We start from the raw sequence: 26184 nt of genomic DNA on the forward strand, positions 1-26184 counted from the left end.
GCACAACGCCAACAAGCCCCCGAAAACAAACGCAGTGCCCGCGACAGCACCACCCAACCGCGCGCAACACGCGCCCGAGGAACCAGAGACAAAGCGATACCCACAAGCCGAAACCCCACGAGCACCCAAGCCCCACAGCCCCCAGCCCCCCCGAGCCCCGCCGGCACGCACCACCACCTGCCGCACCTTCAAGAAATAGCCCAACAGCACCGACAAAAAGAGCCCAGAAGCGACCCAGAGCGCACCAAGCGCCAAAGCAACCAAAGAAAACCATGCAGCGCCAACGGCCGGAGCACGGACGCCAACCCCCGAGCCGAAGACAACCAACCCACACCAGAGGCCGTCCAAAGAACCAACGCAAACCCACGCCCCCGCACAGACGAAACGACAGGAGCACTCGAAGCCCCACACAGACAGAAAGCGAAGAGCCACCGGCACAACACGCCCCGGCCCACAAACAAAAACCACGCAACCACCCGCCCAAAGGACCAAGAACGGCCTAAACACCATCCCCGACGACCACCGCGACGGACACGGCGACGACCCCCCCAGATCCAACCAGGACGAACCGACAAACCGCGCAAAACACCAGTCAAAACCGCACGACATCACCCCGAAAGCACCGGCCGGCACCCCACGCAGGAGAACCCAAAAAGCAGCCCCACGGAAGGCCAGCCCCACCGGCCGCAAGGCAGGCTTTGGATCCAGCACCAGACGAAACGCAGCGCCAACCGCGCCCGCAGCGACGCCGGCGACAAGCCGATCCAACCCGACCAACCACAGCCAGGCCAGCGAACCCCCCGACCAAACCCAAATCCAGCCGCCAGCAACACCCGCGACCAACCCACACCCGCAACGATCAAGCACGCCCCGACCAGCACACACCCACCAAGCACACACGCGGCAGACACGCGAGCCCCCCCCCCCGCCAACCCGCAACAAATCAGCGCACCCACAAAAAAGCCAGCAGCACCCCCCACGACGCAGCCTGCCGACGCGCCCGCCGACAACCCCCCCAGCCATCCGCCACACACGACCGCGACGAAGCCGCGGAGACAGAACATACCCAAGCCGGTCACCACCCCGCAAAGACCGACGAAGAACCCGCCCACCCACGCACAGCCACCAGCACCAACGGCAGCAGCCGCCAAAAACACCGCCCCCGAGCAACTCGACCCGACCACGCAGACCGCGGCCCGCAACATACCCAAGGACGGCAGCGAACGCACCGCCGTCGATCAGCCCGAACAGGTGTCCAACAAGACAAAAACACACCGACCCAAACCGCCCCCCCACGTAACCACGCGGCAAGCCGCCCTCGAACGCAACCAACACGACGGGCATCGCCCCGCCCTCGGCCGATCCACCGCGCCACAGCCCGGCGGCGGCACGCACAACAGCCGAGAAATCCGCGCACCCCCCGTTCGCGAGACGATCCCGCGCCGGATCTTCAACGAAACGCTGAGAGCCGGCAACACAGGCGTCGCGGGACGGAAAGCCGCCGGAAACGCCAGCAGCAAAACACGCCGCCACAAACCCACACCCAAGCAGACCAGAAGACACCAGGCCTACAAGGAGAAGCCACCGCACAAGAGCATCCAAAACGTAAACGACAGGCCGCGCGGAAAAATCAGCATAGAGAACATGAAAACAACGCCGGAACCAAGAATCCAAAGGCAGCACAGCCCCAGAGTGAAAACCAAAGCCAAAACCGAACCAACAAAAACCCTCGAAAAGCCCACAGCCACGACACCGACAGAAAACAACAACGACACAAACCACGCATGACTCAGCCCAAGCGAAGGCGACGCAACCGAGAAACGCGCAGCACACAAAAGAGCACGAGCCACCGGAAGAACAGCCACAAAAAAAAAGCAGACCAGGAGCACACCAGAACCAGGCCCAGTCCGCAAACCGCCACAAGCAACGCAACGCCCCCCCCCGCCCTGGCAGCCACCCACCCCACCCACACCACCAGCCGCACCGCCCCGGGCACCAACCCGCGGACCACGACATCGACAAAAACAGCCCGAAAGCCCCCGCAAAGCCCCGTCGCAACGGACGCGAGACCCACAAGACCCACGACAACCGAGAGCAGCCCCGCACCACCCACAAAGGGAACCCAGACGCCGACGACCAGAACACCACCCGCCAGCGCAGCCGCGGAACGCCCCGGATCCAAGACCTCCACGGCCCGAAAAAGACCGGTCACGTAGACCACGAACGTATCCCCGAAAACGCTGCACACCCCAACAACTACCGCGCACAGGCAAAAGCCGAAACCGACAAAACCCGCGCCGAACCGACCAGCCAGCACAGAAGGCAAACCACCGCCCAGCAGACGCCCGTCATCGCGAGGTCCACCACCACAACCGCCAACAAACACGCGTGACAGACAGCCCCAGAACGCCACAGCCGCACAGCGAACTCCCACACCAAAGAAACAAACAGAGAGAGCGTCAGCAACAACACACCCATCGCCCGCACCCACGAAACGAACAAGCGCCCCGACCCCGCCCACGCCAAAAACCAAAACCCCCAACCCAGCAGCCCACAGCCACAGACGGCCCACAACACAGGAAGGCACGCCATGCCACACAGGCCAGAAGCCCGGCACACGAGACGGAGCAACACCAAGGATCCCGCCACCCCGCCATCAACCCACCGCACGCACGCCGGAGCAGGCCAAAACCCACAGCCCCGAAAAGCCCCCCGAGAGGACAAGAGAGCCAACATTCAAGGCAAACCAAACCGCAAACCGCAACCGCGAAGCCAGAACGAAGCGCCCAAAAGCAACGCCGCAGAACCACACTGGCACCGCCACCAACAATGGAAACCCACACACAACCGAGCACAGCCACAACGGGAGCCCGGAAAGCACAGATCAGAAAAGCCGGCCCCCCACGCAACAGAAAACGAAGCGCGCCACCCCACCAACAGCAGCCCTCAGGAAGGACGGCCCAACCGCCCAGGCAGTCGCCCTGCGCAACAGAACAGCCCGCAGAATCCAGCCGCCCAGAAGGAACAGGGAAACGGCAGAACACAGAAAGCAGGACCGCAAAGCCAACCCCCAAACAAACCCCGGCGACAGCGCCGGAAGCGCGCTCAACGCCAAACCCAGAACAAGCCCCCAGCCAGGCCAAACGGCAACCACCGCCCAAACAACGCGCCCAAACGCCACGCCCATCACCTCCAGAAGGACCGGCAAATAGACGTCCACAACCCGCGCGCACCCGCCAACGACGAGAACAACGACCGGGCTCCCGCAGAAGACGCACCCACAGAGACGCACAACAAGGAAGGCCACACCGCCCCACAGCAGAAACAAACACCGAACGGACGCGCACGCCCCAAAAGCAACCCCCACCACGACAACCAGCCGAACCACAGCTACCGGAAAAAGAAACCCGGCAAGCAAAAGCAAAGCCCGCAGCCCCACGGAGGCCACCCCAACAAAAGCCCCCCCCACCAGAACCAAGAAAAGCCCGACCCCCACCGCCCAAATAGAAACAACCGACCCGCCGAACACGAGGCCGCACGCCGCGGCAGCGACAAACTGCCGACCCCGGACCAGCACACCCAGAAGCCGAAAACGGACCGCACACCAGCCCACCCGCTCACCACGCACAACAACGCCACGCAGACGCCCGACAACAGCAAGCCCGGAAGCCCCCAGACCGACGGCGACCACGAACCACCCCTCCACGCCCCGCAACAGCCCCCCGAGAAAAAGAACGCGACCTCCGAACCAACCGCCCAAACCCTGGGCGACCAGACAAGAAACCCCGACAACGCCCAGCCCACCAACCACCGAAGCGACGGCAAGCCCGAAGCCCACGTCGACCCACGCGCGCTCCAGCGCACCGACACCGCCATCAAGCACCTCCACCTCAGCCCCGCGGAGCGGGACGTCGGCCACAACGCACGCGCGCAACACAAGCACCGCGGACACACCGAGCAGCCGACCGCCCTAGTCAACAAGAACCGACGCCCCGCGGCCACCCACAGAGCCCGCCCACACCACCCGGCATCCGCCGACAGCGCCCATCACAGCCACGACGACCCGCAGCCCCCAATCGGCCACAAGAACCAGGACGCCGAGGAGCCGGAGCAAAGCATCGGACCAGGCAGACCGCCAGCGCCAGAAAAACGAATCCGAAAGGACCGAGATCTCGCCGCCGCGGACCACGACACCGCACGCCGCCACCAGATCCAGGGGGGCCGATGTAACGCCGCGGAACCACGCAACGGAAAGGGCACAGCACATCGCGCCTAGGCCAAAGCGGACCCGAACAACGAAAAACAATCAGGCGTGACCGGTACCGGAACCGGGCCGAGCTGCCACAAAGGAGGCGGCACAAGACCCTCAAGGAGCACCACCCAAAAGGCCAACATCCACATCAGCACCCTCGACAAAACGCACCCGAAAAGACCCACGGACAGACACGCGCCGGCCCGCCCCAAGGAGCCCGAGCAAAAGCCCCGCGAAACGCACCGCCAACCCCACGGCAACCAAGAACGACGCCAACGAGAGACGAACAACCCTGGAAAGGACCCCCGAACCCCGAAAACCAGAGCCTGCAAAAAAACAAGAACAACGAGAAAACCAAAACCCGCAACCACCCAAACCGGCAGAACAACAACGACAGCCAACAAGCCCACAGCCAAACAATGAAAGCAAAACCAAAGAAGCCAAAGCGCGAACAAACGCCGGCGCAGACCGCGGCCCTCCAGAAGAAGCGCGAAGAAACCAAAATGAACGAAGACAAGCGGCAACAGGCGCGCCAACCCAAGAACAAGCCCCCCCCCGGAAAGACCCACGACGACAGCCACGGCATCCACAAGGAGCACAACGAACGGCTGCAGGATTAAAACAACACGCCAAACCGCGACCCAACCCCCACCACCGCCGCTAAAGCGCGCGAACAATACCACACCACCAGCAACCAAACGAAAAAACCGAGCAAAGACCAACTCCACACAAACGAACCGGCGCCCCGCCCCGACCAGACGCGCCAGGAAAAGAACAAGAAACACAACCCACGGCCCAACAGGGACCAAAGCCAACCAAATCCCAAAGCCGACAAGCACAACAAACGGGCCACACACCCCCAACAAGAGCCAGAAACCCAGCCCCGCCCGGAACACAAACAACCACAGCCGACGCCAACGCCCCCAAAAACGGAACGCAACCGGCCGAAATGAGAAAACCCCCCGACCCACCCCTGGCCCCAGGAAGCGACTGCCAACCGCAACACCCCCGCATCACGAACGCAGGAGGGCAACGGCTGAACAATGGAAAACAACCGAGCCCAATACGCGCCGAGACCCCCCGACACGACGCGGCCAAAAGACCGCGAGACGAGCGACGGCAACCACCAACCCAGGCGACCCGCGCAGAAAAAAAGAGAGAGCAAAAGGACACACAAGAACCACCCCGGAAAAAGCGGACAAACAGCAGCGCGACAAACACCACAACATCAACACGAACCAGGCCAACCCCAAATCAAACAGCAAAAAAGGCGAAAGGCAGCCCGCCGCCCGCGCCAACACCACTCCCCCCCCGCCAAAACAGAAACACCCCAAGACGGCCCTAGAAGCAGACATAAAGCCCGCACCAACAAACAACGCCCCGGCCTCGAAGGCGCCGGGCAAGCCAGAGCGGAGGGTCAAAAAAAGCAAGCGCGGCAAACCCCGCAAAACCCGAACCACCGCCCATCCATCCGCCCGCGAAGGCGCCCACCGAACCACAAACCACCTCACAGAGAACGACCACGCAGACCCAAACAAACCCGCGCGCCAGGCGCAACAACACCCCCAACGACACCGCGCGGGACACGGCCCGCCACGGGAACAGCGCCCCCGACCGGAGGAAGAAACAGACCAGCAACCAGGGCACGAGCACCGGCACCTGAAAAACGCAGCATCCCAGACCCAGCCCCAGAAACCAGAGCAACACACTGAAGAACACGCCGACACCACCCCAAAAACCAAAACCCAGGGCGAACGAAAGAGGCCCCACCAGACACAACAGCACAAGAACACCGCGGCGGCCATCAACAACACACCCCCCCCAACCAACCCGAGGCGCCCCAAGACCCTCGCCGACGACGAGAACACCAAGCGCACCATCAACGACATCACCAACGCCGTGCACGACAACACCGCGCCGAACCGAATCCCGCTCAACCCCACCGCAACCCGGACCGCCGAGACCCCCCTGAACCCGGCCGACAAAACGCCAGAAGACGCACCAAAAACGCGAAACCACACCAAGAAGAAGACGCCCCCCCAACAACACAAAACCGAGAACGCCAAAGAACGAGGAACGTAGCAACACTGCGCCAGCGAAAGAACGAATGAACAACCGCCGAGACCGGCAGCCGACCACACAGCCACGCACCCGCACCGAACAGCAAGCCCCAGCAGACCAAGAAGCGCAGCCAACAACCAAATCCCAAACCGAGCAACCCCGAGCAAACGTCGGCCGAAACCCCGGCAACACCCCAACACACTCCAACCACAACAAGCCAGACCCAAAGCGAGAAGAAAAAACACACGCCGCTGCACCCCCAAAAACCAACAGCAAAGCGACGAGAGCGAACAACCGCCAAGGCCACGAACAACACCAAGAGCGGCAACGAATACCACGAGCACAAATCCGGAAAGGTCGACAACGAACAGAGCAACACCGGCACCCGAATCCGCACCGCCCCCAAAACGCCCGAAGTACACGACGAGAACCGCAACGCCAAGCCCAACCAGGACAACAAGCCAAACGCCGGAACGCCCGGCAAAAACAACCAGCTCAACCACACGCCGCAACACCACAACAAACCGAACCCGCGCACGCGAGCCGAACACCAAACAGACACGCGATAGAGAAAGCACCCTCACAAAGAACACCCCCCCGACAGCCGCCCACCCCAGAGCGCACAGAGCCGCGACCGCCCCTAGCACCCACACAAAACAACACCCGCCAAAGAGCGCCGGCACCCCGAAGCAACCCAGAGCAGCACCAACAACGAACCCGAGAGCGCAAAAAACAACCCCCTCCCCAAAGCAAACAAGGGACAACGACCAACCGACAACCCAAAAACCAACAAGACACGGACCCACGAAAAACGCGAGGACCACCGCGCGGCTGAGCCGACACAGATCCCAAAGCCCAGCACGATCGGCCCCGGCACGGACACGCCACACGGAAACATCCTCCGAACACCAAAAGCAACAAACGAGCGAAAGACCAACCGCGCCACAACGCGAAAGCCCGCCCTACCCAGGCCAAACAAGGCCACGGCGCCAAACCAACAAACAAGCAACGCCGCCCCACGCCCCCCCCCAGCACCGGACAAGCACCCACAGACACGACCGCAGACCACCACGCCAAGCCCCAAAACAAGAGGCAAGACAGCGACAAACACCAGCCCAACCCCCAGAAGATCCAAGCCCATCGCAAAACCAAAACAAAAGCCACGGAGGCGAACCCGGCAGACGCACCACGCAAATAGCAACACAGGCGCCACCCACCGCCGCCAACCGGCCTACCACAGTCCCACGACTACCGACAGACGCCCGCAGAACAAGCACCCGCACGAGAACCAAAACACAGACGACAAAGACCACAAAAAAAAGACCCGCCCAGGCCGCCACAAGATCGAGCGCACGAACACCAACCGAACAAAAATGCCGAGAAAAAACAACAAAAATGAATAGACCAAAAAGGCGCCGCAGAGCACACCGCAAAAAGCACAGATAACATAGAAAAAGTTGGTAGCGGAGGAGGGACTTGAACCCCCGACACGCGGATTATGATATCTCTGCTGTCGATTTAACAACAATCACCTAACTAAAGGCGCCTTGTCTAGAATAGCATTCAGGGCGGCCCTTCTGAGGCCTCATTGTCTAGCCCGTGCTTACACTCGAATGCAGCGCTACTAGATTACACCAACGGCCTGCCACGCCCCCTTTAAGTGCTGTTCGACGTGGCGAGCAGACGGAAACAGACGCCGGGCCTCGTCCAAGGTTATGCTCGCAAACTCTTTGAATGTAGTTAGAGGATGAATTTCCGTTCCCGTCATCGCCCCATACCACACCCTGCCATAGCTTTCCCATGAATACCCTCCGAGCGCCTGCGCTGCGAGAAAGAAGGCGTGATTGGATATACCGCTATTATCGTGAGGCCAACCATCAGGATTGTAGTCTCTATAATGCATTGCTTGCTTAGAGAGAGACGAAATTGCCATCGGATCCTTGAGACTCCTAAGACAAAGCCAGTTGTTTTGGATTGCTACCGTGCCCATCATGTCACTACCGATCACCCAGTCGGCTGTCTCAGCGGTCCAGCGGCGCTTCCATTGCCGCGCCATGGAGCCAAAGATGTCGGAGATGCTTTCGTTCAGGGCGCCCGCTTCACCCTCGTATTTGAGCTTGGCGGTATACTGCGTAAGGCCGTGTGCGAGTTCATGACCAACAAAATCGTCAGCATTTGTCATCCCTTTGAAGATCAGCCCGTCTCCATCGCCAAATGCAGTTTGTGAGCCATTCCAAAACGCGTTTGGATAACTTCGACTGTAATGCACCGACGAGATAACTGTGAACCCAGCATCATCGAGGGAATTTCTGGCAAAGATCTTATCCATAAAGACTATGAAATTTCGCGTATAAGAAAGCGCTTCAAATGCAGTCGGGTCGGTGCAATTCTCCGGTGTTGGAATAATTTTTCCCGGCACTGACTCGGTGTTATGACAATCGAATACGAAAACGTCTGGTTGCGTGGAAAGAGATCGCTCTGGAGGTGGCAGCGTACGGTATGCCTCACGTAGCCCTTGCCATCGATCTACAAACGCGAGCGCAGAGCGAAAGGCTTGCTGACTGTGAGAAGGAACGCGGGGATCCTCGCACAGCCAACTAAGCACTGACGGGGATACCCCCTGACAAATACACATGAATGAGAGTTTCCTGTGTCAGAGCATCTCGTACAGCTTGCTCAACTGACCTTTCAGGTAATAACCCGTCTTACTGCCCCTCTCGATTGCCAGGCGATCATTGTATACGTCGAATGTGGCGGTTGTTCCACCCTTGAACGTCAGTGTAATTGTTGCCGTGATGAAGCCCATCACTTCAACATCCATTTCCATTGCGCCGGGTAAAAACAGCGCCTTCGCGACGATTGCAGCCGCACCGTCAGTCGCGCTTTTAACAGCCGACCTCACATTCTTGAAGTCTACTCGCTCAATCACGAGTTTAGTAACTTGGTCCGGCTCCATGTCCATGCCAGCGACCTCGATTTGCGCTACGGCCCCGGGAATGAAGTGTGGGGTCGGAGCCTGGATTGGAGCCGGCCTATTGGCCGGAGTCGCAACCTGCCACACGGAGTTGGCCTCAAACCAAATCTGTTGGCTGTTCACGTACGTGAAGCCGGTGCGCGCGCGCACTGCCCGGCCACATCTTACAGCCACGTCGAACAGAAAATCAGCACCGTCCTGACCCGCGCCCGTGTGACAAGACCAGATGGAGATGAGTGTGATCGGCGTCGGCCTGATTCGATCAAGCTGAGGCCCCCATGAATATTCATTGTATAAACTCATAAACTTCTCGACATCGTAGGGGCCAGTTTGACCCATGCCAGTCTCGAGGAGCCCCTCGTTGCCGTGGCCGCCGATATTCATCCCACCGGCGGACGTTGTTTGGGGGCTGCCTGCGGATGCAGCGAAAGGCACCATGGAGACGCCAACGTCGACGGCCTGCGAGGTTGTCCCATGCCGCATGCAGTTCCAGAAGAGTGCGGCCATCTGGTTGTTGGCGCCACTGTCTTGCCCGTTAGAGACCGTGTTTTTCTCTCCGACGCCTGCTTCTGTGGCGAAATCTTGCAACTTAAGCCTTAGCATTTCGACACCCCACCTATTGATTGCCACCCAGATTACAAAACAGCCGAGTTGACGCAGCGTCAACTAAATATTGAACGGATATCGCATCTACGATCATTTGGCAATCTGGGATGAACTAACCCCTCTCGGTAAAATAGGGACGTCGTCGTCTTGCGACGACACACTAAATCAGGATTGAGAGCGCGAACCTTCCTGCGCAAACCTATGCTTTTGTCGTGACCGTGCACGGCCCTGCCCATGCCCAGCAATCGACCCGCAAGGGGGCGACCTCGGTCAATGAAATCAAGCAGTTCGCGGTATAGTCTGCAAAATCTGGTGTCGCATCGTTCCGCTGTGTTCTCATGGCTGCACCATAAGAGCGGAACGGTCGGCACCAGATTCGTAGGCTCTCCGAGCCATTGATTTTGTTGAACAACGTTCCCTACCGGGCGGATGGGAGCGATTTAGAGGCGGCTCTGGGAGGGCCGCCTCTTTCGTTTATCTAGAGCGCCAACGCCTTGATCGCGGCCTCAAGTTCCCATCGCGCACCGCGGACCCAGACACCGGCCGGCTGATGCGATTCGACAGCCTGGAGAAACGTCTTCGGAAGGCTCTTCCGGATCTCCCCCTGAAGCGCGTCGGCCGCCCTGCCGGCCACGAACACGCAATAGGACGACCAGCCTCGGACTTCGAGATCCAACTGGCGCGACTTCCAGTCCTCTTCTTCGGCGACAACGCCCTTACCTTCGACAAACGTGCGGCGGGTGATTTCGGGCATGGGGTCTCCTGAGGTTGCCCGCTTCCTATCCGATTCCCGACACCTGATGAGACTGACCAATCGCCCCAGGCGCCACCGGCGCCGGCAGCGGCCCGGCCGCAATGAACAGCCGGAGGATCAACCACCAGAGCAAGATGCTCATGACGATGATGGTGGCGAAAACGAGGGCTCGCAGGACCGCCCTTTGCCAGACGTCGCTAACCATCCCCCCCGGCCCTCCCAAGACGCCCGCACCAAAGCCTATCGGGGACATAGGGACGCTTCAACCGGAGGCCGATTGACTCTCGCACCAGTGAGAACAAAATAGGAACATAAGCCTACAGGAGGGCGCGATGGGCCAAGCCGCAAAGACCGTACATGACGAACAACGCACCCTCGACGAACGGGTGGACAGCCTGCTCGCCGCCCATAATGGCGACGCGCTCGCCGTCATCGAGACGTTGCTGATGGCTGCCGACAGTCGGGCGGAGCGGATGTCTTATGGCTTCGTTCGGGGCCGCCTGCCGGATCAGCAATGAGCAGCGACGACACGGGCCGCCCGCTCTCGCCATGGGCGATCTGCGCCAGGCTGCAAGAGAAGGTGAGCCAGCAGAAGGGCGCGCGGATCTCATACGATACCGCCGACCTCCTCCTGCGGGCGTTGCGCGCCTATATCGCCAATCCCAACCGCGATCGGATCGCCGCCATCATGTGCATGCGGCACAACGTCAAGCGCGAACCGTGCCGGCCGCTCTGCCGGCGATGCCAGGAGACAGCATGGGAGCTGAAGTGCCTGATGCGGGGCGAGGAGAAGGTCTTCAGCGACGAATGGGAGCGATGACGCTCACCCAAACCGCCTCACCACCGTGTTGCCTTCCAGGCCGCAACCGGAGGATGATCTTACTCCGATCCTCACTCAAGGTGGAATCATGCGGCCCGCCGTTCTGATCGTAGCGATGCTCATCGCCCTCCCCGCTTTCGCGACCGAGGTCCACGTCATTGACGGCGACACCCTGCGCGTCGACGGGGCCACGATCCGGATCTACGGCATCGACGCTCCCGAGGCCGGCCAAAGCTGCAGGAAGCCAGGCGGCGGCACATGGCAGTGCGGCCAAGCGGCAATCCGCGCGCTCGAGGGTGCCGTGGCCGAGGCTGACGTCAGCTGCGACGACCGTGGAACCGATGTCTATGGCCGCACACTCGGCGTGTGCAAAGCAGCCGGTCTCGACCTCGGCCGACTGATGGTCAAGGAAGGTCTCGCCTGGGCTTTCCGCAAATACTCCGAGGACTACGTCGATGCCGAGGACGAGGCGCGCGCCGCTGGCGTCGGCGTCTGGGAGCAGGAGAGTCAGACACCTTGGGACTATCGCGCGCAGCGATGGGATGTCGCCAAGCAGCAGGCACCCGAGGGATGCCCGATCAAGGGCAACATCAACCGCAAGGGCGAGCACATCTATCACGCACCCTGGTCGCCCTGGTATGCGAAGACCAAGGTCAGCGTCGAGCAGGGCGAGCGGTGGTTTTGTGATGAGGGCGAGGCTGTTGCCGCTGGATGGCGCGCGCCATTCTGGGGGCGGTAGCCGCAGCAAGTGGCTGAAGCACCCCAGCCTGCGGGCTATAGGCACTTCAGACTCATATTCGATCTTCTTCTGCTGCGGCCGAGTGCCGGCCAGAATGCCCCTAGCTAGTCAACGGAAGATTTCGGCCACAACCTTCGAAATTTTCTCCTGAACCATCTCTTTCGTGATGCTGTTCAACGTGGCTTCTCCTGCGGGGCCGGCGTGCCCGCCGCGTCCGGGTGACATTGTGCTTTCGTGGAAACGGACTTTCTGCTGCTGCTTCTCACAAATCACCGAAAGACCAGGATATTCGTATGAAGGGCGGTGGCGGTCTCCGAGCAAGAACGTCAGCCTGATAGACGCAGCAATTGAGCGTCCCCGCCCATCGGGCGACGGCTTGTCATCTTCCGTCGAGACCTCGAAGACGTATCCCTGATTCCGCACGTATTCCCCAATTTCCTCCATCGCCGGGCGAATGATCGTGTCCCTTGCCTCGATAAAATCGCGCAGGAACGTTTGTGCTTTTGTCTCAGCAACTTGCTTGGCTTCTGTCGCAGCGCGCTTCGAGGCCTCGTGCCTTTGAAACGCGGCGTCCAGGGTCTGCTTGAGTTCGTCCTTCATGTTTCCTCGAACTGAGTAATGCTCGTCGGCCGCTCCCGATCGAGACTGATGTTAGATCACTTTGATGGCGTGACGCCTTGGCGACGCGCCCGCCCGATATCAGGCGGGCGCGTCTTGGATTAATTGGGCTTAGGCAGAAGTTTCGGCAGATACTGCAAAGCCGCGCTATCGCGGCTCTTGAAGTAGTCGGTAGCCCTTAGCGGCAGCCACTCATTTCGGAAATGGCTACGCCACGCTGCCAGGAGCGCTTCGGGGTATGCTTTGGCCCGCACTCGACGACCGTCCTCGAAGACGTGAACGTAGGTTGGAAGCGCGTCGGTATCGACGCCATGCTCATCGCGAAGCCATTTACAGAACATCTTACCGTGAGAGATGTCTGGCATCAGCGCCTCTGGCAGCGTGTATCCCATGGCCTCCATCGGAGCGATCAAAGCAAGGGTCAATTCCGCCAGGATCGAAAAGTGTCCAACAGGAACGTTCTGCTGATTGGCCATGTAGCGCCGCAGGTGATACGGAATTTCCGCCTTGACGGGGCCGCCGCGCCCACTCAACCAGTCGGAAACCCACTGGCTGACCCTGACCGCGAATTCCGGCGAGCACCATTGCGCAAGATTGATGGCTACTTGCGGATGGACCCAGGTCCCCTGCAGTCGCGGATCGCCACCACTAATCGATTGAACCAAATCCGCCCTGTGAATCTGCAGGGCGGACTCGAGCGCATCCAAAAAGTCTCCAGTGGTCCCGAGCCGGCGGTAGCCGGACCACTCCTTTCCTGATGCCTGGCACATTGCGGTGGCATTGATGTACCCGTCCGTCGGGCGCTGATAAATGATGGCTCCCTGAGCCTCATGGGGAATCAAATCAAAGTGCGTCTGCATCGTTTCGATGCTCCTGTGTGGAGCCCGAAATAGCCCTTGACATAGGCGTCAGCACACCTATGTTTCGCTTAACATCACTGGACCGAGGGCTATCTCGGACTGGTTTCTACTAAAAGGCCGGCGTGGGGACGCTGGCCTTTTTACTGTGCGGGATGCACAGTCGCTTGCAGGTGGGAGACACCGCAACCGGCTTCAAGCCCTCGATCGAAAATAATTAAAAATCCGTAACTTTCTGGACCTGGACCACCTTCATGGCCCCTTGTGCGGAAACCAGTTCCAGATCTTCATCAGCGCCTCGATCAGCATCGGTAGTCCGATGACCAGGCCGAGGATGGCGCCCGCCACATAGGCGAACGCCCTCCCCGCCGTGCCGAAGGACATCACCATACGGATAAGCTTTTGCAGGAATGCGACCTCATCCGGTCGCAGCTCCTCCAGCATGCGCCGCGTCTCCTCCGGCAGGTCGCCATAGCGTTCGGCGACGGGCTCGTGTTCCGGCTGCTTCATCGCGTCCGCCCCTTTCCAAGCTCGATCGCGACCTGATCATAGGCACCGACAGCGCCCGCATGCTTGATGGCGCAGACGCCATAGGCATCGATCGCCCGGCTGGCCATCACCTGCGGATTTCGGCTCGGCGTCGGCGGCGCGCAGGGCTCGCGGATCTCAGGGGCCAGCGGGGGCACGAAGACCGCCGGCGGCGGCCGCGCGGTCGATCCGCTCACGCAACCGGCCAAACTCGTCGTCGCTATAGCGACAGACAGGATCATCCCGCGTGATTGCCTCATCGCCGGCCGCCTCTCTCAGCTGAGCGATCGCGCGATTGACGCGGATCGCGATGTCATTGACGCCGGCCGTCAGGCGGGCATTGCGGGTGATCGTCTCGTTGGCGGCGTCGAGGGCGCCTTGCAGCTGGTCGCGCTCGAGGCGTAGGGCCTTCGCCTCACCGAAGGCATCTGTGACGCGATAGCTCGCATAGGCGCCGAGGGCGAAGGCGATCGCCGCGGCGATGGCCACCCCTTTGAGGCCGAAGATGGAGGGGATCATTCGCCGCCCCCCGCCGGCTCGTCTGCATTGTCCACGCCGCGACGACGACGCCCTGCCCAGCTCATGGCCATGACGTTGCGGTCATCCCAGACGGCGCCGAAGACGTAGGCACCGATCACCGAGGCGGCGAGCAGGATCAGGCCGTTGGCGATCGTCTCGGCGAGGTCGGTGTCCTGCCCCCAGACGGTCAGATAGAGGATCTCGCCGGCGCAAAAGATCAGCGTGCCGATGATGATGGCGCGCCGGACGCGCCAGGATGGCTTCGGGAACGTATCCGCCATGTCACGCCTCGTTCTGCGAGAGGCGGCCGTCGTTCGACAGCACCGGCAGATTGAAGCGCTCCGCGAGCGGATAGACAGACGGCCAGCGGTACCCCAGCACGCGGGCACGGGCGAATGGCTTGATGTTGACCGCATCGCCCTGGTTGCCACCGAGCACCATCAGGTTGCCGTGCGGATCCTGGCCGACGACGAAGCCGACATGGCCTCCGCCGCTGCGCTCGAAGACGACGATGCAGCCATAGGCCGCGCGGCTCAACCGAACGCCGAAGTTCAGCCAGGCGCGAGCCGATGCGCCCGCCCCTTTCGCCGGAGGCGCGATACCAGCCTCGGCCAGAGCACCGCCGACGAAGGCGCCGCACCACGGCGTCTCGTCATCCTTGAACCAGGGCGCGCCGATCGCCCTCCACCATTCGAGGATCTTCGGATCGTGCCGGCCACCCGCGATTTCTCGCAGGCCGAGATAGCCACGCGCAATCGCGACCCATTTGGGATCGTCCATTTGTCGTCTCCGGAAGATGTTGGATTGATCAGTGCCGAGAGGCTACCGGCTGCCGATGCCGCCTTGGCCGATCGGGGCCACGGGCTTGGGGATCGTCGGCGTGGGGGGCGCGCTGCCGCCCGATGGCGCCTCGCCAACTGCGCCATCACCGTTCGACGGCGATCCGCCCTCGCCCTTCGCCTCGCCACTCGCCGGCTTCGGCTTGAGCTTGGCCTCGACCTGCGTGGTGTAGCCACTCTTGGAGATCGTGTGCGTTGCCGTCTCAACGATGAATTGCAGCTCATCGATACCCGGGCGGACGCCGGCGTAGCGGAACGGCGCGCCGGCCCGGATCGAGGGGTCGCCGAACAAAGTCACCGAAGTCCGGATCGTCTCGCTTTTCAGCGCCTCGGCCTTCGACTTAGCCGCCTTGCCTGCCTCGCCCTCGTCAGCATAGGGCTCCGGCAGGGTGTATTCTGCAGTGCCGTCCACGTCGCTCTCGATCTCGATCTCGACCAGCTCGGCCTTGCCCCTGTCCTGGATTCGGCCCTTCACCTTCTTGTACTTGTTGCGATAGGCAAAGTTCGTCCGGCAGGTTCCTTCGACGATATTGGCGGGGGATGCGACGACCTCGGTCAGATCCTTGCCGCTCGCCGACTTGCCGCTGCCCTTCGCCGCGAAGATCAGCTTGCCGTCCTTGATCGAGAACAGCGCCCCATGGCGGCGCGCCAGGCGCTCGACGACATGCAGGTCACTCTCGTCCTGCTGGCCGAACCACTCATATTCTTGGGCGCCGATCTCGTGGTCGACGATAGGCGAGAGACCATTCTCGCTGGCGATCTGCGAAACGATGTCCTTTACCGTCTTCTGGTCCCAGTGGCGCGACCGATGCTGCTTGGCCTGGTCGCGGACATTCGCGCCCTTACCATTGACTGTCATACCGTACGGCAGGCAGCGGACCTCCGGGTCGTCGGCGGTATAGCTACCGAAAAAGGCCAGCCCGGTTTCGAGATAGCCGAGTGAGGCGGTGATCGTATCGCCCTTTTGCGGGATGGCGGCAAAGGGATTGCCATCGTTCAGATCGCAAGAGATCGTGTCGGATGTCACGCCTTCCTTGTCGGTGATGGTGACGGAGATCAGGCGCTCGTTGAAAAGCGAGGCGACCGGCCTGCCGTTGACTTTTATTTCGGCGACGGGTGTTTTCATGGACAAATTCCCGCTCTATTCACGGGGCAATGGGGAATGAAGGTTGAAGAGAACGATACTTCTCAGGGGCGTCTCGCAGGCCGCCAGCCAGGTAAATCAATGACGAAATTGAAACGCGGGCTTCTGTTGGCCGCCCTTCCGCTGGTCGCCTCCGGCGGGGTCGCATGGGCTGACGATGCCGTGGATTTTGGCATCTTCTGGGGAACGGTCCTGGCGATCGAAGACAAGTGCGAGAACTATTTCGTTCGCCCGGATGCAGTGATGGGGAATCATCTCTCCGCCAAAGACTACGAATTCGCAAAAGCCATGGTCGACGATGAGCGGGCAAAGGCTGCCCGCGTCGTCGACAAGATCGGGTGCGACGAAGCAGCCAAGGAAGCCGCGAAACTCTCGGGGAAGTCGTTCTTCAAGGTATGGGAGATCGACTAGTCCAACGATAGGCTCGTCGTCGAAATTGCGAGAGGGGGCTCGGGTGAAGCGAGGGATCATGATCTTGTGTGCCGTCCTGCTTGGCGGCGCGCAGGCAGCACAGGCGGACGAGATGGCAGAGCGACGGCGCGCCCTCCTGCTGCTATCGCTTTCCCCGGAGGAGTTCGAAGGGAAGCCGGTAGCAGTCCGCTGTCCGATTTTCTCCGCCGCAGTCGGCGATTTCAGTTGCGCCGTCGTCAATTCAAAGATTGAGACGGTCGGCTCCCTCTATGTCAACAGCGACGAGCTCCCCAGCGACACCAAGATTGAGCTGGTCGAACGATGCACCAACAGATCGGTTGGTCCAGATTGCGTTGCCAATCTGCTGGTGACCATCAAGAACGGGATACCGATGGCCCAATCCTTGGAATGGGTTCCAGGCTCTACCCCCACAGACTGACCACGGCCACGGCTTCCCGCGACCTAGGAATCTCCGGCAGGTCGATGACCGTGCCGATCGGCAGCGGCACGCCAAGCGCCGCGAGGCCGGGATTGGCGTCGAGCACGATCTCGACATAGCCGCTCTCGTCGCCATAGGCGCGGGTGCAGATGGCGTCGATCATGTCACCCTGGCGGGTGGTGTAGCTGGCCATGGGATCACCCGAACAAGGTCGCAAGAATGGAGAGCGGCGAGAAGCCTCCGCCGGTATAGCGCCGGAGCCGCAGCCGGAACACATCGCGCCGCGGCCGGCCGAGGGCATCGTGGAAGAACTGATCCTCGGAAACGCCCTCGATGACATGCATACCGTAGACATTGCCGGCCAGCGTGACGAGCGGCAGCACGGTGCCCGCCGCCGCCGCGCCACGAACCCCCTCCAGCGTGGCGAGCCCGCCGAACTCATGCGGGAAGATCACCCCCTCGATCTGCACGGCATCGTCATCGCCGCCGGTCCATTGCAGGCGATTGAGCCCGCCGACGACAGGGATCTCGGCCCAGCGTGTCGACAGATCGCGGCGGATGCCGTTGTAGCCGAACCGCAGGCTGTGAAACATGAATGGCCCGAGCGCCATCGGGATCGCCATCAATTCGCTCCGTCGGAATAGGCGCCACCGGACAGCGCTCGCAGCTCAGCCGAAAGCGTCCGCTTTACTTCCTGCGCGATGGCCTGCGGCGATTGCCCCGGCGCGGCATGGATCACGAAAGACACGCCGCCCATATTGACGCTTGGCGCCTGCATGGCCCGTTCCGAACCTCCCGCCCCTGTGGCGACTGGCGCGGCAACCGCTGATGCAAGCGCCGCGTTCCGCGCCATCCGGGCGGTAGCCGTCGCGCTGTTGACAAAGGCGTTGCGAGCGAAGGTGACAAGCTCGGGCCCGCGCTCGCCCACCAGATAGGTGCCACCCGCCCGCACAGGACCACCGGCAGCGCGAGTGCCAGTGATAGCGGGGCTCTCACCTCCGAGACCCACCGCATTCTTGATGCTGCTCCAGGCACCGGATGCGGCGCCGGAAATGCTCTTCTTGATCTGACTGCCAATACCAGCCACGTATTTGAGAACCTCGGCCGCACCGGCCTTGATGCCCTCCAGAAGCGACATCATCAGCGCCTTGCCGGCCGCGACCATTTCCGTCCCGAAGGTCGCGAGGCGCGTGATCATCTCACGAAAGACCTCGGCAACCCTGTCGGGAAGCTGGACGATGGCAACGACGACATCACCAGCGAACCTGCCGGCCGCGAGCCCGGCGCGGCTCCAGCCGCCTCCCAGTTCATCGACGGGACCGACCAGGCTGGAGACGACATCGAAAAGCCACGAGAACACGTCGATGACAGGTTGAACCGCCGGGAGTACTGGCTCGATGGCACGCATGAACGCGCCCTTGAAGGCTTCAAAAGCCGTCGCGATTCCCGTCCAGTTGTTATAGATCCACGTTCCCGCCATGGCGATGCCGACGAGCACCGCGCCGATGCCCGTGCCGATCACCGCGAGTTTGAGGGTGCGCATGGCGACCGTGACGAGACGCAAGGGATTGAGCAGCCCGAGCAGACTGCTCCCTAGGGCCGACAGCGCCGCGCCATTGCCAGCGATCGCGGCGGAGGCCGCATAGCCGATCATGGCCGTACGCAGAGCGCGAAAGCCTGCCGCGACCGGAAGCAAGGCCGCGCTGGCGATTTTGCCTGCGCCTGACAAACCGCTGAGCCCCAGGGTGGCGGCGGAAATGGCGCCGCCTTTCATCCAGAGAAGGGAGAATTGCGCTGCGATGGCGGCGACACGAAGCGCAACGAGCGCGGCGGTCGTGGCAACAATGGCCTGCGTCAAGGCAGGGTGCCTCTCGGTCCATTCGGAAATTCGATTGACGATGGGGACCAGTCCGTTCGCCAGGCTGGTCAATGCCGGCAAGAGCGCGCTGCCGATGGCGAGGCTCAGGCCCTCGAATGCGATCGCCCAACGCTGCGTTGCAATAGCTCCGGTCTGAAGCCGGCGCTGATAGTCTGCCTCGACAACACCCTGCGCGGCCAGCGCTTCGGCGCGGATACGCCGATAGAGATCGAGGTTCTGAATGAGCGGGCGCAAACCCTGCTGGACCTGAGCATCGGAGAACAGATCCCCGAGGCGGCCGAGGTCGCCCTTCAATGTACGATTGGTGATGTCGGCTATCGCCTCGATCGGCGTCATTCCCTTCTTGGCGGCCTTCTTCATCTCCTTTTCGAGGTTGACGCCCATCTTGGCGAAGTTCTTGCGGGTAAGCGGAGCGTTCACCTTCTGCAGGATGTTCGACAAATTGGTCGCGGCGCTGGCGCTGTCACCCGTACCCTTGCGAACGATCTGAAGAGCGGCGGCGAGATCAGCCACGGCCGGCACGCCCGTCTGGCCTAAGGCCTGGTATCCGGCGCCAAGCGTCGGGAAATACTGCGCCATATCCTTGAGCTCGAAAGCGCCGGCCTTGCCGGCCTGCGCCATGGCGTCGAGCGCCCTGCCGAACTCCAGCGCAGGCACCTTGAGATTGTCGAGCGCCGCATAACCCGCCTGCGAGAGGTCGGCGATCTCGGCATTGTAGGCCGTTGCTGCCTTGCCAATCGGATTGAGCAGGCCGAGGGCGTCTTCGCGGCTCGCCCCCATGCCGGCCAGCACGTCCATGCCTTCTGCGATCGCGGCCGCAGTCTGTGTCGTGTCGCGCGCGACGGCCTTCAGCTCCAGACCGAGCTTCGGCAGGGCCGAGATCGGCGCGTCGATCTTCTGGCCAATGTCCTCCAGCTTGGTTTCGAACGCCGTGGCCGCCCGTGCAGGTGCAGCCACGGCCCGCGCCAGCGCGTAGGCAACGGCACCAGTCTCGATCATTCGTCCGCGGACAGCATCGAGGCGGGCATTGTTGCGCGCCTGCGCAGCATTCATACGGGCGAGGGCTGAGGTGACGGCACGCGAAGGGCCTGTCACCCGATCCAGAAGCTCAACAATGAGTTTCGATGTGAGAGTCGCCATCCCCTACTTCCCGCTCTCTGCTTTCAGGATGCGCCCAAGCGAGGCCGAATAGGCGCCGAAGCGGTCCCATTCCATATCTTCCACCTCGCTGACCGGCGTATGCAGGTGGCGAGCCAGCGTCGCCACCGCGTCTATTGCGCCGCCTGCGCCGGCGGCTTTGTCATGGCCGCCTGCGCCGACTTTCCCATGAGAGGCGCCGCCTCCTGGCCAAGCCGCTCGAAGTCGTCGACATCCAGTTCCTCGATCACGCCGATCGGTACGCCCGCCATCGAGGCGAAAATCGCGAAGGCCCGGCGAGTGTCTCCCGTGACAAGATCGCCTGCCACGAGATCCTTGGCCTTCATCTTGCGGAGCGTGAGGCTGGCGTAGGTCTTGCCGTCATGGCTGACGGGCTCGTCGAGAGAAACGGTTACGGTCTTTTCGGTCATGATCCCGCCCCTTACGCCAGCAGCGCATCGCGGATGGCGCTCGTCTGCGAGAGGCCGCCGATCGAAACATCGAACGGCGTCATCTCGATGAGGACGCGGCCATCGACCTCGAGGCGGTAGTAGCGCAGCGTGATCGCGTGATCGTTCTCGCCGACCTCGCCCGGCTTCCACGAGCCGTGATCGTTCTTGATCAACATGCCGCGCAGATAGGCGGTGGCGTTGACGATCGTTCCGTCCTCATGGGCAAGCGCGCCGGTCGCCATGTATTCCTTCTCGACGCCGACGGCGAGGCCGAACAGGGTGATCGCCTGCGGATCGAAGCCGGTAAGCTTGAACGAGCCCTCGATCTTCTCGTAGCCCATGTTGACGTCGATCGGCATCACCATCCCGGCATTGCGGAGCTCCTCGACCTTGACGGCCGGGACCGGCAGCGTGATCTCGCTGGCCTGGCCGATCTTGGAAACGCGATCGGCGAAAATGGTGCAGTTGCGCAGGATGTAGCGCGGCATGTCGGATTGCGACGGCATAAGAGCCACCTTTCAAATTCGAGGACAATGGGGGCATGACGCCGGCTTTCGACCGGCGCCAGAGACGGCCTTAGGCAGCCAGCGAGCCGGAACTGATCTCCCGCGCCACCTGGTTGAGCAGCAGCTCATACGCCGCGATGTGGCGATGGCTGGTGATCCGGATATCGACCATCGGCGCCGGCGGCTCGAACTTGACGCCGAGCTTGATGATGCCCTGCGTCAATTCCTCATTGGTATTGCTATCGAGCAGCCAGACGTCCGAACCGGGCAGGATGGCGCCTTCGAGTTCCATGGTGCGGAGATAGGCGCGGCCAGCCTCAACCAGGAACTTGAGGTTCGCCTTGCCGAAGGGCTTGTCAACGAACTCGAGATAGGCTGCTTCGAGCGCCTCGTTGATCGCGTCGGCGGTACGGCGAACCGAGACGAACTGCCAGAGCGGATCGCTATCGCAGGTCCACACCCCCCAAAGCCGGAAGCCGGAATTGTTGATGTTGACGATCGTATTGACACGATTTTCGTTGAGGTAGTTCGACTGAGAGCCGTATTCGATCGGCCGATTAATGCCGACGATGCCGGCGACATCGACGTTAGAGCCCGCCCACCAGAAGCCCTGCTCCAGGTCCATCTTGGCCTGCCGCGCCGCCCAGACAGGCGACGAAGGCTGCGGCACATTGAGCGCCTGCTCCGTGTCGAACTTCAGAACCTTCGGATCGCAGACGAATATCCGGCCGGAATTGATCAGACCGCGATATTGCACGGCAGCCTGGTCGGTCGTGTCGGGCCCGTCGACAAAGGCCACCGCCTTGAGGCTCTCCGCGACCCCCATAAGCTCGGCGACAACCGGGTTGATAGTCGACCCCTTGGTCGCCGTCGCCGTCGCGCCCGAACCCGCTCCGGTGATCGTCACCGTGATGGTTCCGGTGTAGCCATAGCCCGGCTTGGTGACGAGGATCGACGTGATGATGCCAGCTTCGACGACGGCCTTCGCCTCAGCGCCGCTGCCGCCGGCGCCAGCGATCGTCACCACGGTCGTTGCATCGACATAGCCGGTGCCGCCGACCGTCACCGCGATGGACGCAATGCCATCCGCCGGCGACGCCTGTGTGAAACCGGGCGCGATGAGCAGCTTGGGCTTGTAGAGGCCATCGGAGACAGCTCGGCGGAAGGCGTGCACGCCAGTGAATGCGACCTGGCTGCCGACCAGCTTGGCCCAGGTCTCGGGAACCGTCGCACCTTCCTCGACACGGACCATGACAATAGGACAGCCGACCTGATCGAAGATGCTGTCGATGGCATCGGCAAGCGTGCCGTCACTTCCAAGCCCCTCGGCATCCTGTGGGCGCAGGATCATGACGGGCTTGTTGAGCGGGAACTTCGTCACATCGGCATCTTCGGCGGTGCCGATCAGGCCGATCACCGCGGTCTGCGCCGTGCGGACAAGGACCGGCGTTTCGGCACTCTGGAATACGCGCGTGCCGTGGTGGAAGGACACAGAAGCCATTGCGGCTCTCCTTTCGGTATGGCCCTGCGGCCGGTTGAATTTTCGATGTTGTTGGCGGATCAGCCCGGCCAGCCGGCCGTTTCGTCGATGGCGCCGAGATCCGCGATCGTGCCGGCGGCCTCGGCGAGATCCTTCAGATCACGGCCGTGCCGTCAGAGCGTATCGGCGAAACACCAGAGCCCGGCGCGCTGTTCGTCGGTCCAGCCCTGGACGTCGCCGAAGGTGATCGAGATCGGATGCTCGAACTCGAAGGTGGCGGCGCCGGCGAGGAGCATCCGGGCGCCGAACTGCTGGCCGATGGGCAGCATCTCGATGAACGCCTCGAACGCCGCCGGGATGGCTCCGGTCTGCACTGCCGCGAGCGCTTCCGCCTCGGTGATCAACTGGTAGTCCGGCATGGCGAGCGCCTGGAAGAACTGCCGGCGCGAGACTTCGCTCGGGGTCGTCGGCGGCAGCTCCGGCACGGGCGGCGGCGTGAACTCGCCATCGGCATAGAAGTCGCCGATATTGGCCGTCTCGCTAGCGACGGCAGCGGCCCCCTCGGGCGGCACCCAACCATCGCCCGCGAGGACAACATTCGTGACGACGCCGCCACTGATGACTGTAGTGCGCATCAAAAACGCTCCTCGACTACAAGCAGACCATCCGTACCAGCCCCACCCGTTCGGAGGTTCGCATAGGCTCCGCCGCCCCCTGCTCCGTACCCGGTGCCAGCGATGCCGTTGTTCTGCGAGGTCCGCGCCGCGCCGCCGATCCCCATAAGCGATCCCAGACCCCGCATCGGCACATTGTCCGGGTCCGGATAGTCGGGGAGCACAGCTAGCATCCCATACCCGAACGATGCCAATGATGAGATTGTCGCCGCGGCGGGAGGAGAGGCCCTTACTGCGGCGCCGCTTCCGCCTTGGCCGCCCGGGCCGCCTGGGAGCACGAAGAGGCCACCAAAGGAAGTGCTCCCTCCGCTACCCCCGTTGCCCCCGCTGGAGCTCCCCCCAGTACCGCCTGCGCCGATTGTAATCGATACCGAGGCCGGGACATCGGCCGCGTCGAAGAGGGCCTCCCCCCCAACAGCGCCCCAGCCTCCCGACGCCCTTGCGCCGGCGTTGTTAGTTGTACCGCCGCCCCCACCTCCGGCGCCGACGCCGCGAACCAGTATTTTCTTCGCCTTCGGGTCTTTGACGAATGTCCCGCCAATATCGAAAACCGTAGTCTTCACGCCGCCGCCGCTCAGCGCGGCGATCTGCTCGGCGCCGCCCTGCACCGTCAGGAGCTTGTCGGCAGCGAGACCGGCCTCGGCCTCCGGCTTCGTGGCGATCGCCGCCGCCGCCAGCTTGGCGAAGGTCACATGACCGTCGCTGATATCGCCGGTGACGATGGTCGACTTGAGCGCGAGCCCGCCGAGCGTCAGCAAGGTCCGCACCTGTGCGGCCGTCAGATCCAGCGGGTCGCCTGCCGTCGTGACACCCTTCAGCGTGTTCGCCGGCATGTTGGCGAGCTTGGCATTGGTGACGGCGTCGTTGTCGAGGCTGGTCGTGCCGACCGAGGCGAGCAGCGCCAGGGCGCCGAGCTCGAGCGTGGCGCGGGCATTCGCGGCGTTGCCGTCGTCGAGCAGCGTCATCATGTAGGCGGAGACCGCCGAGGCCGACAGCTTGGTGCCGATCGCCGTCGTCACTGAGGTGGCGAAGTTCGGATCGTTGCCGAGCGCGGCGGCCAGCTCTTCGAACGTATCGAGCGCGGCGCCGGCGCCGGCCGTCAGCTGATTGCGCAGCTGATCGAGCATCTTCTTGACGACATAGACGCTGGGAGCGCGGCCGACCTCGATGCCGGCGAGACCCTCAACCTCGGTCGCCAGGCGCACTCGGCCGGCGACCGTCTCGGATGCCGCCGGCACCTGGACGGCGATTGCCTGCTTGGTGCGCAAGGCGGTCATCGCCTTGTTGTTGTCGTCCCCGGCCTCCGCCTCCGGCTGCGTCGTCTTGACCAGGGCAATCGTCGGGTTGCCGGCGACGCCGTCGCCATTGGCGACCGTGACCTCGTTCGTGGTGCCGCCGATCGTGCGGGCCACGGCTGTGCCGGCGCCCGACTTGGCGAGGATGCCATTGGTGGCGATGGCCGCGACCGAGGTGAGCAAGGCGGAGATCGCCTGCTTCTTGGCGTCGAGTTCAACGAGCGCCGCCTGAACGCGGCTCGCCACCAGACCGCCGGACGGGGTGAAGACGACCTCGCCGGCGTGATAGTCGCCATCCTGCGCCGTGACCGCGCCGGCCCGGCCCTCGAACGAGACAACGGTGCTATCGCTCGGCACCTGGCGCGAACGCCAGGCCGTGCCGGTCCACCAACGCCAGTCGCCCTCGCCTTCGAAGGAGGCCGTGTTCAGATACCAGTCGCCGCGCTGGAGCGCGCTGCCGTCCAGCCGCGTCGACGGGTTGGTGGCATGGGCGCCCTGGTAGCGCTTCATGAAGGCCTCGGCCTCATTGCGCGCCTGTTCGACTGCCGCGCGGTGCAGTTCGACGGCCTCCACCACCTCGCCCACGTCGTCTTTGGCGCGCAAGGAGGTGTCGGCCGCCGTCACGGCCTCGTCGCGGTTGATCACAGCGACCTTGGCCGCGTCGATCGCCTCGCGGGCCTTCGCCGTGGCGATCTGCGCCTCGGTCAAGGTGCTGACCGAATTGGCGACCGAGATGGTCCAGCCGGTATGGAACCCGGCGCCGGCGAACTGCTCCGCCAGGAAGGTCAGCGCGCCGGTCTCCGGATCATAGCCGAGCGTCCGGCCGAGCATGGCGATGGACGGGTCGGCCGTCTTCCAGACCGAGAGATGGGCGGCCGGCGCGAACTGCGCCCGGTCCTGCGCCCGGATCTGGAAGACCTTGGTTCCCTCGGAAGCGTCGATGTCGCTGTCGCTCTCGGCCGTCAGGATCGCGCCGAGATTGGCGCGGCGCTCGATGGCCGAAAGCACCGGGTCGAGCGCCTCCGAGACGCGGGCGAGGCCCGCCTCGCGCAGCTTGGCCGCTTCGGTCGACCAATCCTTGGCCGTATCCTCGACATCCGCGATGCGGACGTCGACGTCCTGGAACCGGACGTTCAGGAACGCCTCATCAATGAGGTCCCCCGTCTTGACCCGGTATTTGTCGAACCGACGCGCCACGTT

At 62.6% G+C, this 26184-nt stretch carries 28 protein-coding genes; 7 read left to right on the forward strand and 21 right to left on the reverse strand.

Annotated features, from left to right (window positions below; all coding sequences use genetic code 11):
• Positions 1 to 1251: 1251 nt before the first annotated feature.
• Together G342_RS26035 and G342_RS26660 are read left to right on the forward strand one after the other, a co-directional pair.
• A complete protein-coding gene (locus tag G342_RS26035) occupies positions 1252 to 1788 on the forward strand; it encodes a hypothetical protein (protein WP_156830954.1) in 537 nt (178 codons plus the stop codon).
• A 226-nt stretch (positions 1789 to 2014) separates the two neighbouring features.
• Positions 2015 to 2392: a catalase gene (locus tag G342_RS26660; RefSeq protein WP_156830972.1), complete on the forward strand. Its 378-nt coding sequence runs from the start codon at positions 2015 to 2017 to the stop codon at positions 2390 to 2392.
• A gap of 492 nt (positions 2393 to 2884) precedes the next feature.
• Here G342_RS26660 and G342_RS0114880 read toward each other — a convergent pair whose 3' ends face one another.
• The 5 genes from G342_RS0114880 to G342_RS0114910 form a co-directional block, all read right to left on the reverse strand.
• Complete coding sequence (locus G342_RS0114880; protein WP_156830955.1) at positions 2885 to 3883, reverse strand: hypothetical protein; 999 nt, start codon at positions 3881 to 3883, stop codon at positions 2885 to 2887.
• A 1710-nt stretch (positions 3884 to 5593) separates the two neighbouring features.
• Positions 5594 to 6367 carry a hypothetical protein gene (locus G342_RS26050; RefSeq protein WP_156830957.1) on the reverse strand — a complete coding sequence of 258 codons (774 nt, stop codon included), beginning with the start codon at positions 6365 to 6367 and terminating at the stop codon, positions 5594 to 5596.
• 1570 nt (positions 6368 to 7937) lie between these two features.
• The gene (locus G342_RS25720) at positions 7938 to 8732 is read right to left on the reverse strand and encodes a M4 family metallopeptidase (protein WP_198010801.1); all 795 of its coding nucleotides are present in this window, start codon (positions 8730 to 8732) and stop codon (positions 7938 to 7940) included.
• A gap of 234 nt (positions 8733 to 8966) precedes the next feature.
• On the reverse strand, positions 8967 to 9953 hold the full coding sequence (locus G342_RS0114905; protein ID WP_198010802.1) for a hypothetical protein: 987 nt from the start codon (positions 9951 to 9953) through the stop codon (positions 8967 to 8969).
• A gap of 418 nt (positions 9954 to 10371) precedes the next feature.
• Positions 10372 to 10647: a hypothetical protein gene (locus G342_RS0114910; protein ID WP_018183962.1), complete on the reverse strand. Its 276-nt coding sequence runs from the start codon at positions 10645 to 10647 to the stop codon at positions 10372 to 10374.
• 332 nt (positions 10648 to 10979) lie between these two features.
• Between G342_RS0114910 and G342_RS0114920 the strand changes: the two genes are divergently transcribed.
• From G342_RS0114920 to G342_RS0114930, 3 genes are all read left to right on the forward strand, one after another.
• Positions 10980 to 11165, forward strand: coding sequence for a hypothetical protein (locus G342_RS0114920; protein ID WP_018183964.1), 186 nt, complete (start codon positions 10980 to 10982; stop codon positions 11163 to 11165).
• Positions 11162 to 11467: a hypothetical protein gene (locus G342_RS0114925; RefSeq protein WP_018183965.1), complete on the forward strand. Its 306-nt coding sequence runs from the start codon at positions 11162 to 11164 to the stop codon at positions 11465 to 11467. Before G342_RS0114920 ends, G342_RS0114925 begins: the two co-directional genes overlap by 4 nt.
• A gap of 115 nt (positions 11468 to 11582) precedes the next feature.
• A complete protein-coding gene (locus G342_RS0114930; protein ID WP_245557280.1) occupies positions 11583 to 12206 on the forward strand; it encodes a thermonuclease family protein in 624 nt (207 codons plus the stop codon).
• A gap of 108 nt (positions 12207 to 12314) precedes the next feature.
• Here G342_RS0114930 and G342_RS0114935 read toward each other — a convergent pair whose 3' ends face one another.
• The 8 genes from G342_RS0114935 to G342_RS0114970 all read right to left on the reverse strand — a co-directional run bounded on the left by G342_RS0114935 (position 12315) and on the right by G342_RS0114970 (position 16693).
• Positions 12315 to 12806: a hypothetical protein gene (locus G342_RS0114935; protein WP_018183967.1), complete on the reverse strand. Its 492-nt coding sequence runs from the start codon at positions 12804 to 12806 to the stop codon at positions 12315 to 12317.
• A gap of 119 nt (positions 12807 to 12925) precedes the next feature.
• Positions 12926 to 13684, reverse strand: a complete 759-nt coding sequence (locus G342_RS0114940) for a KilA-N domain-containing protein (protein ID WP_018183968.1) — start codon at positions 13682 to 13684, stop codon at positions 12926 to 12928.
• Positions 13685 to 13933: 249 nt separating this feature from the next.
• Positions 13934 to 14191, reverse strand: coding sequence for a hypothetical protein (locus G342_RS0114945; RefSeq protein WP_018183969.1), 258 nt, complete (start codon positions 14189 to 14191; stop codon positions 13934 to 13936).
• Positions 14188 to 14367: a hypothetical protein gene (locus G342_RS26055; protein WP_018183970.1), complete on the reverse strand. Its 180-nt coding sequence runs from the start codon at positions 14365 to 14367 to the stop codon at positions 14188 to 14190. The genes G342_RS0114945 and G342_RS26055 overlap by 4 nt, the downstream gene beginning before the upstream one ends.
• Positions 14348 to 14728 (reverse strand): hypothetical protein, encoded by a 381-nt coding sequence (locus G342_RS0114955; RefSeq protein WP_018183971.1) that lies wholly within the window; start codon positions 14726 to 14728, stop codon positions 14348 to 14350. The genes G342_RS26055 and G342_RS0114955 overlap by 20 nt, the downstream gene beginning before the upstream one ends.
• Entirely contained in the window at positions 14725 to 15009 is a 285-nt protein-coding gene (locus G342_RS0114960; RefSeq protein ID WP_018183972.1) for a hypothetical protein, read from the reverse strand. Before G342_RS0114960 ends, G342_RS0114955 begins: the two co-directional genes overlap by 4 nt.
• A gap of 1 nt (position 15010) precedes the next feature.
• Positions 15011 to 15508 (reverse strand): TIGR02594 family protein, encoded by a 498-nt coding sequence (locus G342_RS0114965; protein WP_018183973.1) that lies wholly within the window; start codon positions 15506 to 15508, stop codon positions 15011 to 15013.
• A 42-nt stretch (positions 15509 to 15550) separates the two neighbouring features.
• Positions 15551 to 16693, reverse strand: coding sequence for a phage late control D family protein (locus G342_RS0114970; RefSeq protein ID WP_018183974.1), 1143 nt, complete (start codon positions 16691 to 16693; stop codon positions 15551 to 15553).
• Between the two features lie 36 nt (positions 16694 to 16729).
• Between G342_RS0114970 and G342_RS0114975 the strand changes: the two genes are divergently transcribed.
• Positions 16730 to 17122, forward strand: a complete 393-nt coding sequence (locus G342_RS0114975) for a hypothetical protein (RefSeq protein ID WP_156830958.1) — start codon at positions 16730 to 16732, stop codon at positions 17120 to 17122.
• A gap of 58 nt (positions 17123 to 17180) precedes the next feature.
• Complete coding sequence (locus G342_RS0114980) at positions 17181 to 17561, forward strand: hypothetical protein (RefSeq protein WP_018183976.1); 381 nt, start codon at positions 17181 to 17183, stop codon at positions 17559 to 17561.
• Here the strand turns inward: G342_RS0114980 and G342_RS0114985 are convergent.
• From G342_RS0114985 to G342_RS0115025, 8 genes are all read right to left on the reverse strand, one after another.
• Complete coding sequence (locus G342_RS0114985) at positions 17545 to 17754, reverse strand: tail protein X (RefSeq protein ID WP_018183977.1); 210 nt, start codon at positions 17752 to 17754, stop codon at positions 17545 to 17547. The two genes, G342_RS0114980 and G342_RS0114985, sit on opposite strands and share 17 nt — an antisense overlap.
• Positions 17755 to 17758: 4 nt before the next feature.
• A complete protein-coding gene (locus G342_RS0114990) occupies positions 17759 to 18184 on the reverse strand; it encodes a phage tail protein (protein ID WP_018183978.1) in 426 nt (141 codons plus the stop codon).
• Positions 18184 to 20580: a phage tail tape measure protein gene (locus G342_RS0114995; RefSeq protein ID WP_040878890.1), complete on the reverse strand. Its 2397-nt coding sequence runs from the start codon at positions 20578 to 20580 to the stop codon at positions 18184 to 18186. The genes G342_RS0114990 and G342_RS0114995 overlap by 1 nt, the downstream gene beginning before the upstream one ends.
• A gap of 131 nt (positions 20581 to 20711) precedes the next feature.
• Entirely contained in the window at positions 20712 to 21008 is a 297-nt protein-coding gene (locus G342_RS0115005) for a phage tail assembly protein (RefSeq protein WP_018183981.1), read from the reverse strand.
• 11 nt (positions 21009 to 21019) lie between these two features.
• Positions 21020 to 21535: a phage major tail tube protein gene (locus tag G342_RS0115010; RefSeq protein WP_018183982.1), complete on the reverse strand. Its 516-nt coding sequence runs from the start codon at positions 21533 to 21535 to the stop codon at positions 21020 to 21022.
• 70 nt (positions 21536 to 21605) lie between these two features.
• Entirely contained in the window at positions 21606 to 23036 is a 1431-nt protein-coding gene (locus G342_RS0115015; protein WP_018183983.1) for a phage tail sheath subtilisin-like domain-containing protein, read from the reverse strand.
• Between the two features lie 152 nt (positions 23037 to 23188).
• Positions 23189 to 23650, reverse strand: a complete 462-nt coding sequence (locus G342_RS24250; protein ID WP_018183984.1) for a hypothetical protein — start codon at positions 23648 to 23650, stop codon at positions 23189 to 23191.
• The gene (locus tag G342_RS0115025; protein ID WP_018183985.1) at positions 23650 to 26181 is read right to left on the reverse strand and encodes a hypothetical protein; all 2532 of its coding nucleotides are present in this window, start codon (positions 26179 to 26181) and stop codon (positions 23650 to 23652) included. Before G342_RS0115025 ends, G342_RS24250 begins: the two co-directional genes overlap by 1 nt.
• Between the last annotated feature and the right edge of the window lie 3 nt (positions 26182 to 26184).

The sequence above is a fragment of the Kaistia granuli DSM 23481 genome (assembly GCF_000380505.1).
Classification (GTDB): Bacteria; Pseudomonadota; Alphaproteobacteria; order Rhizobiales; family Kaistiaceae; genus Kaistia; species Kaistia granuli.

What these genes read in the sequence shown, in the direction of transcription:
- G342_RS0114995 (WP_040878890.1), bottom strand. Translation starts at nt 20,580, where the DNA reads ATGGCGACTCTCACATCGAAACTCATTGTTGAGCTTCTGGATCGGGTG.
- G342_RS0114925 (WP_018183965.1), top strand. Translation starts at nt 11,162, where the DNA reads ATGAGCAGCGACGACACGGGCCGCCCGCTCTCGCCATGGGCGATCTGC.
- G342_RS0114980 (WP_018183976.1), top strand. Translation starts at nt 17,181, where the DNA reads ATGATCTTGTGTGCCGTCCTGCTTGGCGGCGCGCAGGCAGCACAGGCG.
- G342_RS0114965 (WP_018183973.1), bottom strand. Translation starts at nt 15,508, where the DNA reads ATGGACGATCCCAAATGGGTCGCGATTGCGCGTGGCTATCTCGGCCTG.
- G342_RS0114990 (WP_018183978.1), bottom strand. Translation starts at nt 18,184, where the DNA reads ATGGCGATCCCGATGGCGCTCGGGCCATTCATGTTTCACAGCCTGCGG.
- G342_RS0114955 (WP_018183971.1), bottom strand. Translation starts at nt 14,728, where the DNA reads ATGATCCCCTCCATCTTCGGCCTCAAAGGGGTGGCCATCGCCGCGGCG.
- G342_RS0115015 (WP_018183983.1), bottom strand. Translation starts at nt 23,036, where the DNA reads ATGGCTTCTGTGTCCTTCCACCACGGCACGCGCGTATTCCAGAGTGCC.
- G342_RS0115010 (WP_018183982.1), bottom strand. Translation starts at nt 21,535, where the DNA reads ATGCCGTCGCAATCCGACATGCCGCGCTACATCCTGCGCAACTGCACC.
- G342_RS0114940 (WP_018183968.1), bottom strand. Translation starts at nt 13,684, where the DNA reads ATGCAGACGCACTTTGATTTGATTCCCCATGAGGCTCAGGGAGCCATC.
- G342_RS0115005 (WP_018183981.1), bottom strand. Translation starts at nt 21,008, where the DNA reads ATGACCGAAAAGACCGTAACCGTTTCTCTCGACGAGCCCGTCAGCCAT.
- G342_RS24250 (WP_018183984.1), bottom strand. Translation starts at nt 23,650, where the DNA reads ATGCGCACTACAGTCATCAGTGGCGGCGTCGTCACGAATGTTGTCCTC.
- G342_RS0114920 (WP_018183964.1), top strand. Translation starts at nt 10,980, where the DNA reads ATGGGCCAAGCCGCAAAGACCGTACATGACGAACAACGCACCCTCGAC.
- G342_RS0114945 (WP_018183969.1), bottom strand. Translation starts at nt 14,191, where the DNA reads ATGAAGCAGCCGGAACACGAGCCCGTCGCCGAACGCTATGGCGACCTG.
- G342_RS0114960 (WP_018183972.1), bottom strand. Translation starts at nt 15,009, where the DNA reads ATGGCGGATACGTTCCCGAAGCCATCCTGGCGCGTCCGGCGCGCCATC.
- G342_RS0114970 (WP_018183974.1), bottom strand. Translation starts at nt 16,693, where the DNA reads ATGAAAACACCCGTCGCCGAAATAAAAGTCAACGGCAGGCCGGTCGCC.
- G342_RS0114935 (WP_018183967.1), bottom strand. Translation starts at nt 12,806, where the DNA reads ATGAAGGACGAACTCAAGCAGACCCTGGACGCCGCGTTTCAAAGGCAC.
- G342_RS0114985 (WP_018183977.1), bottom strand. Translation starts at nt 17,754, where the DNA reads ATGGCCAGCTACACCACCCGCCAGGGTGACATGATCGACGCCATCTGC.
- G342_RS0114975 (WP_156830958.1), top strand. Translation starts at nt 16,730, where the DNA reads ATGAAGGTTGAAGAGAACGATACTTCTCAGGGGCGTCTCGCAGGCCGC.
- G342_RS0114910 (WP_018183962.1), bottom strand. Translation starts at nt 10,647, where the DNA reads ATGCCCGAAATCACCCGCCGCACGTTTGTCGAAGGTAAGGGCGTTGTC.
- G342_RS0114930 (WP_245557280.1), top strand. Translation starts at nt 11,583, where the DNA reads ATGCTCATCGCCCTCCCCGCTTTCGCGACCGAGGTCCACGTCATTGAC.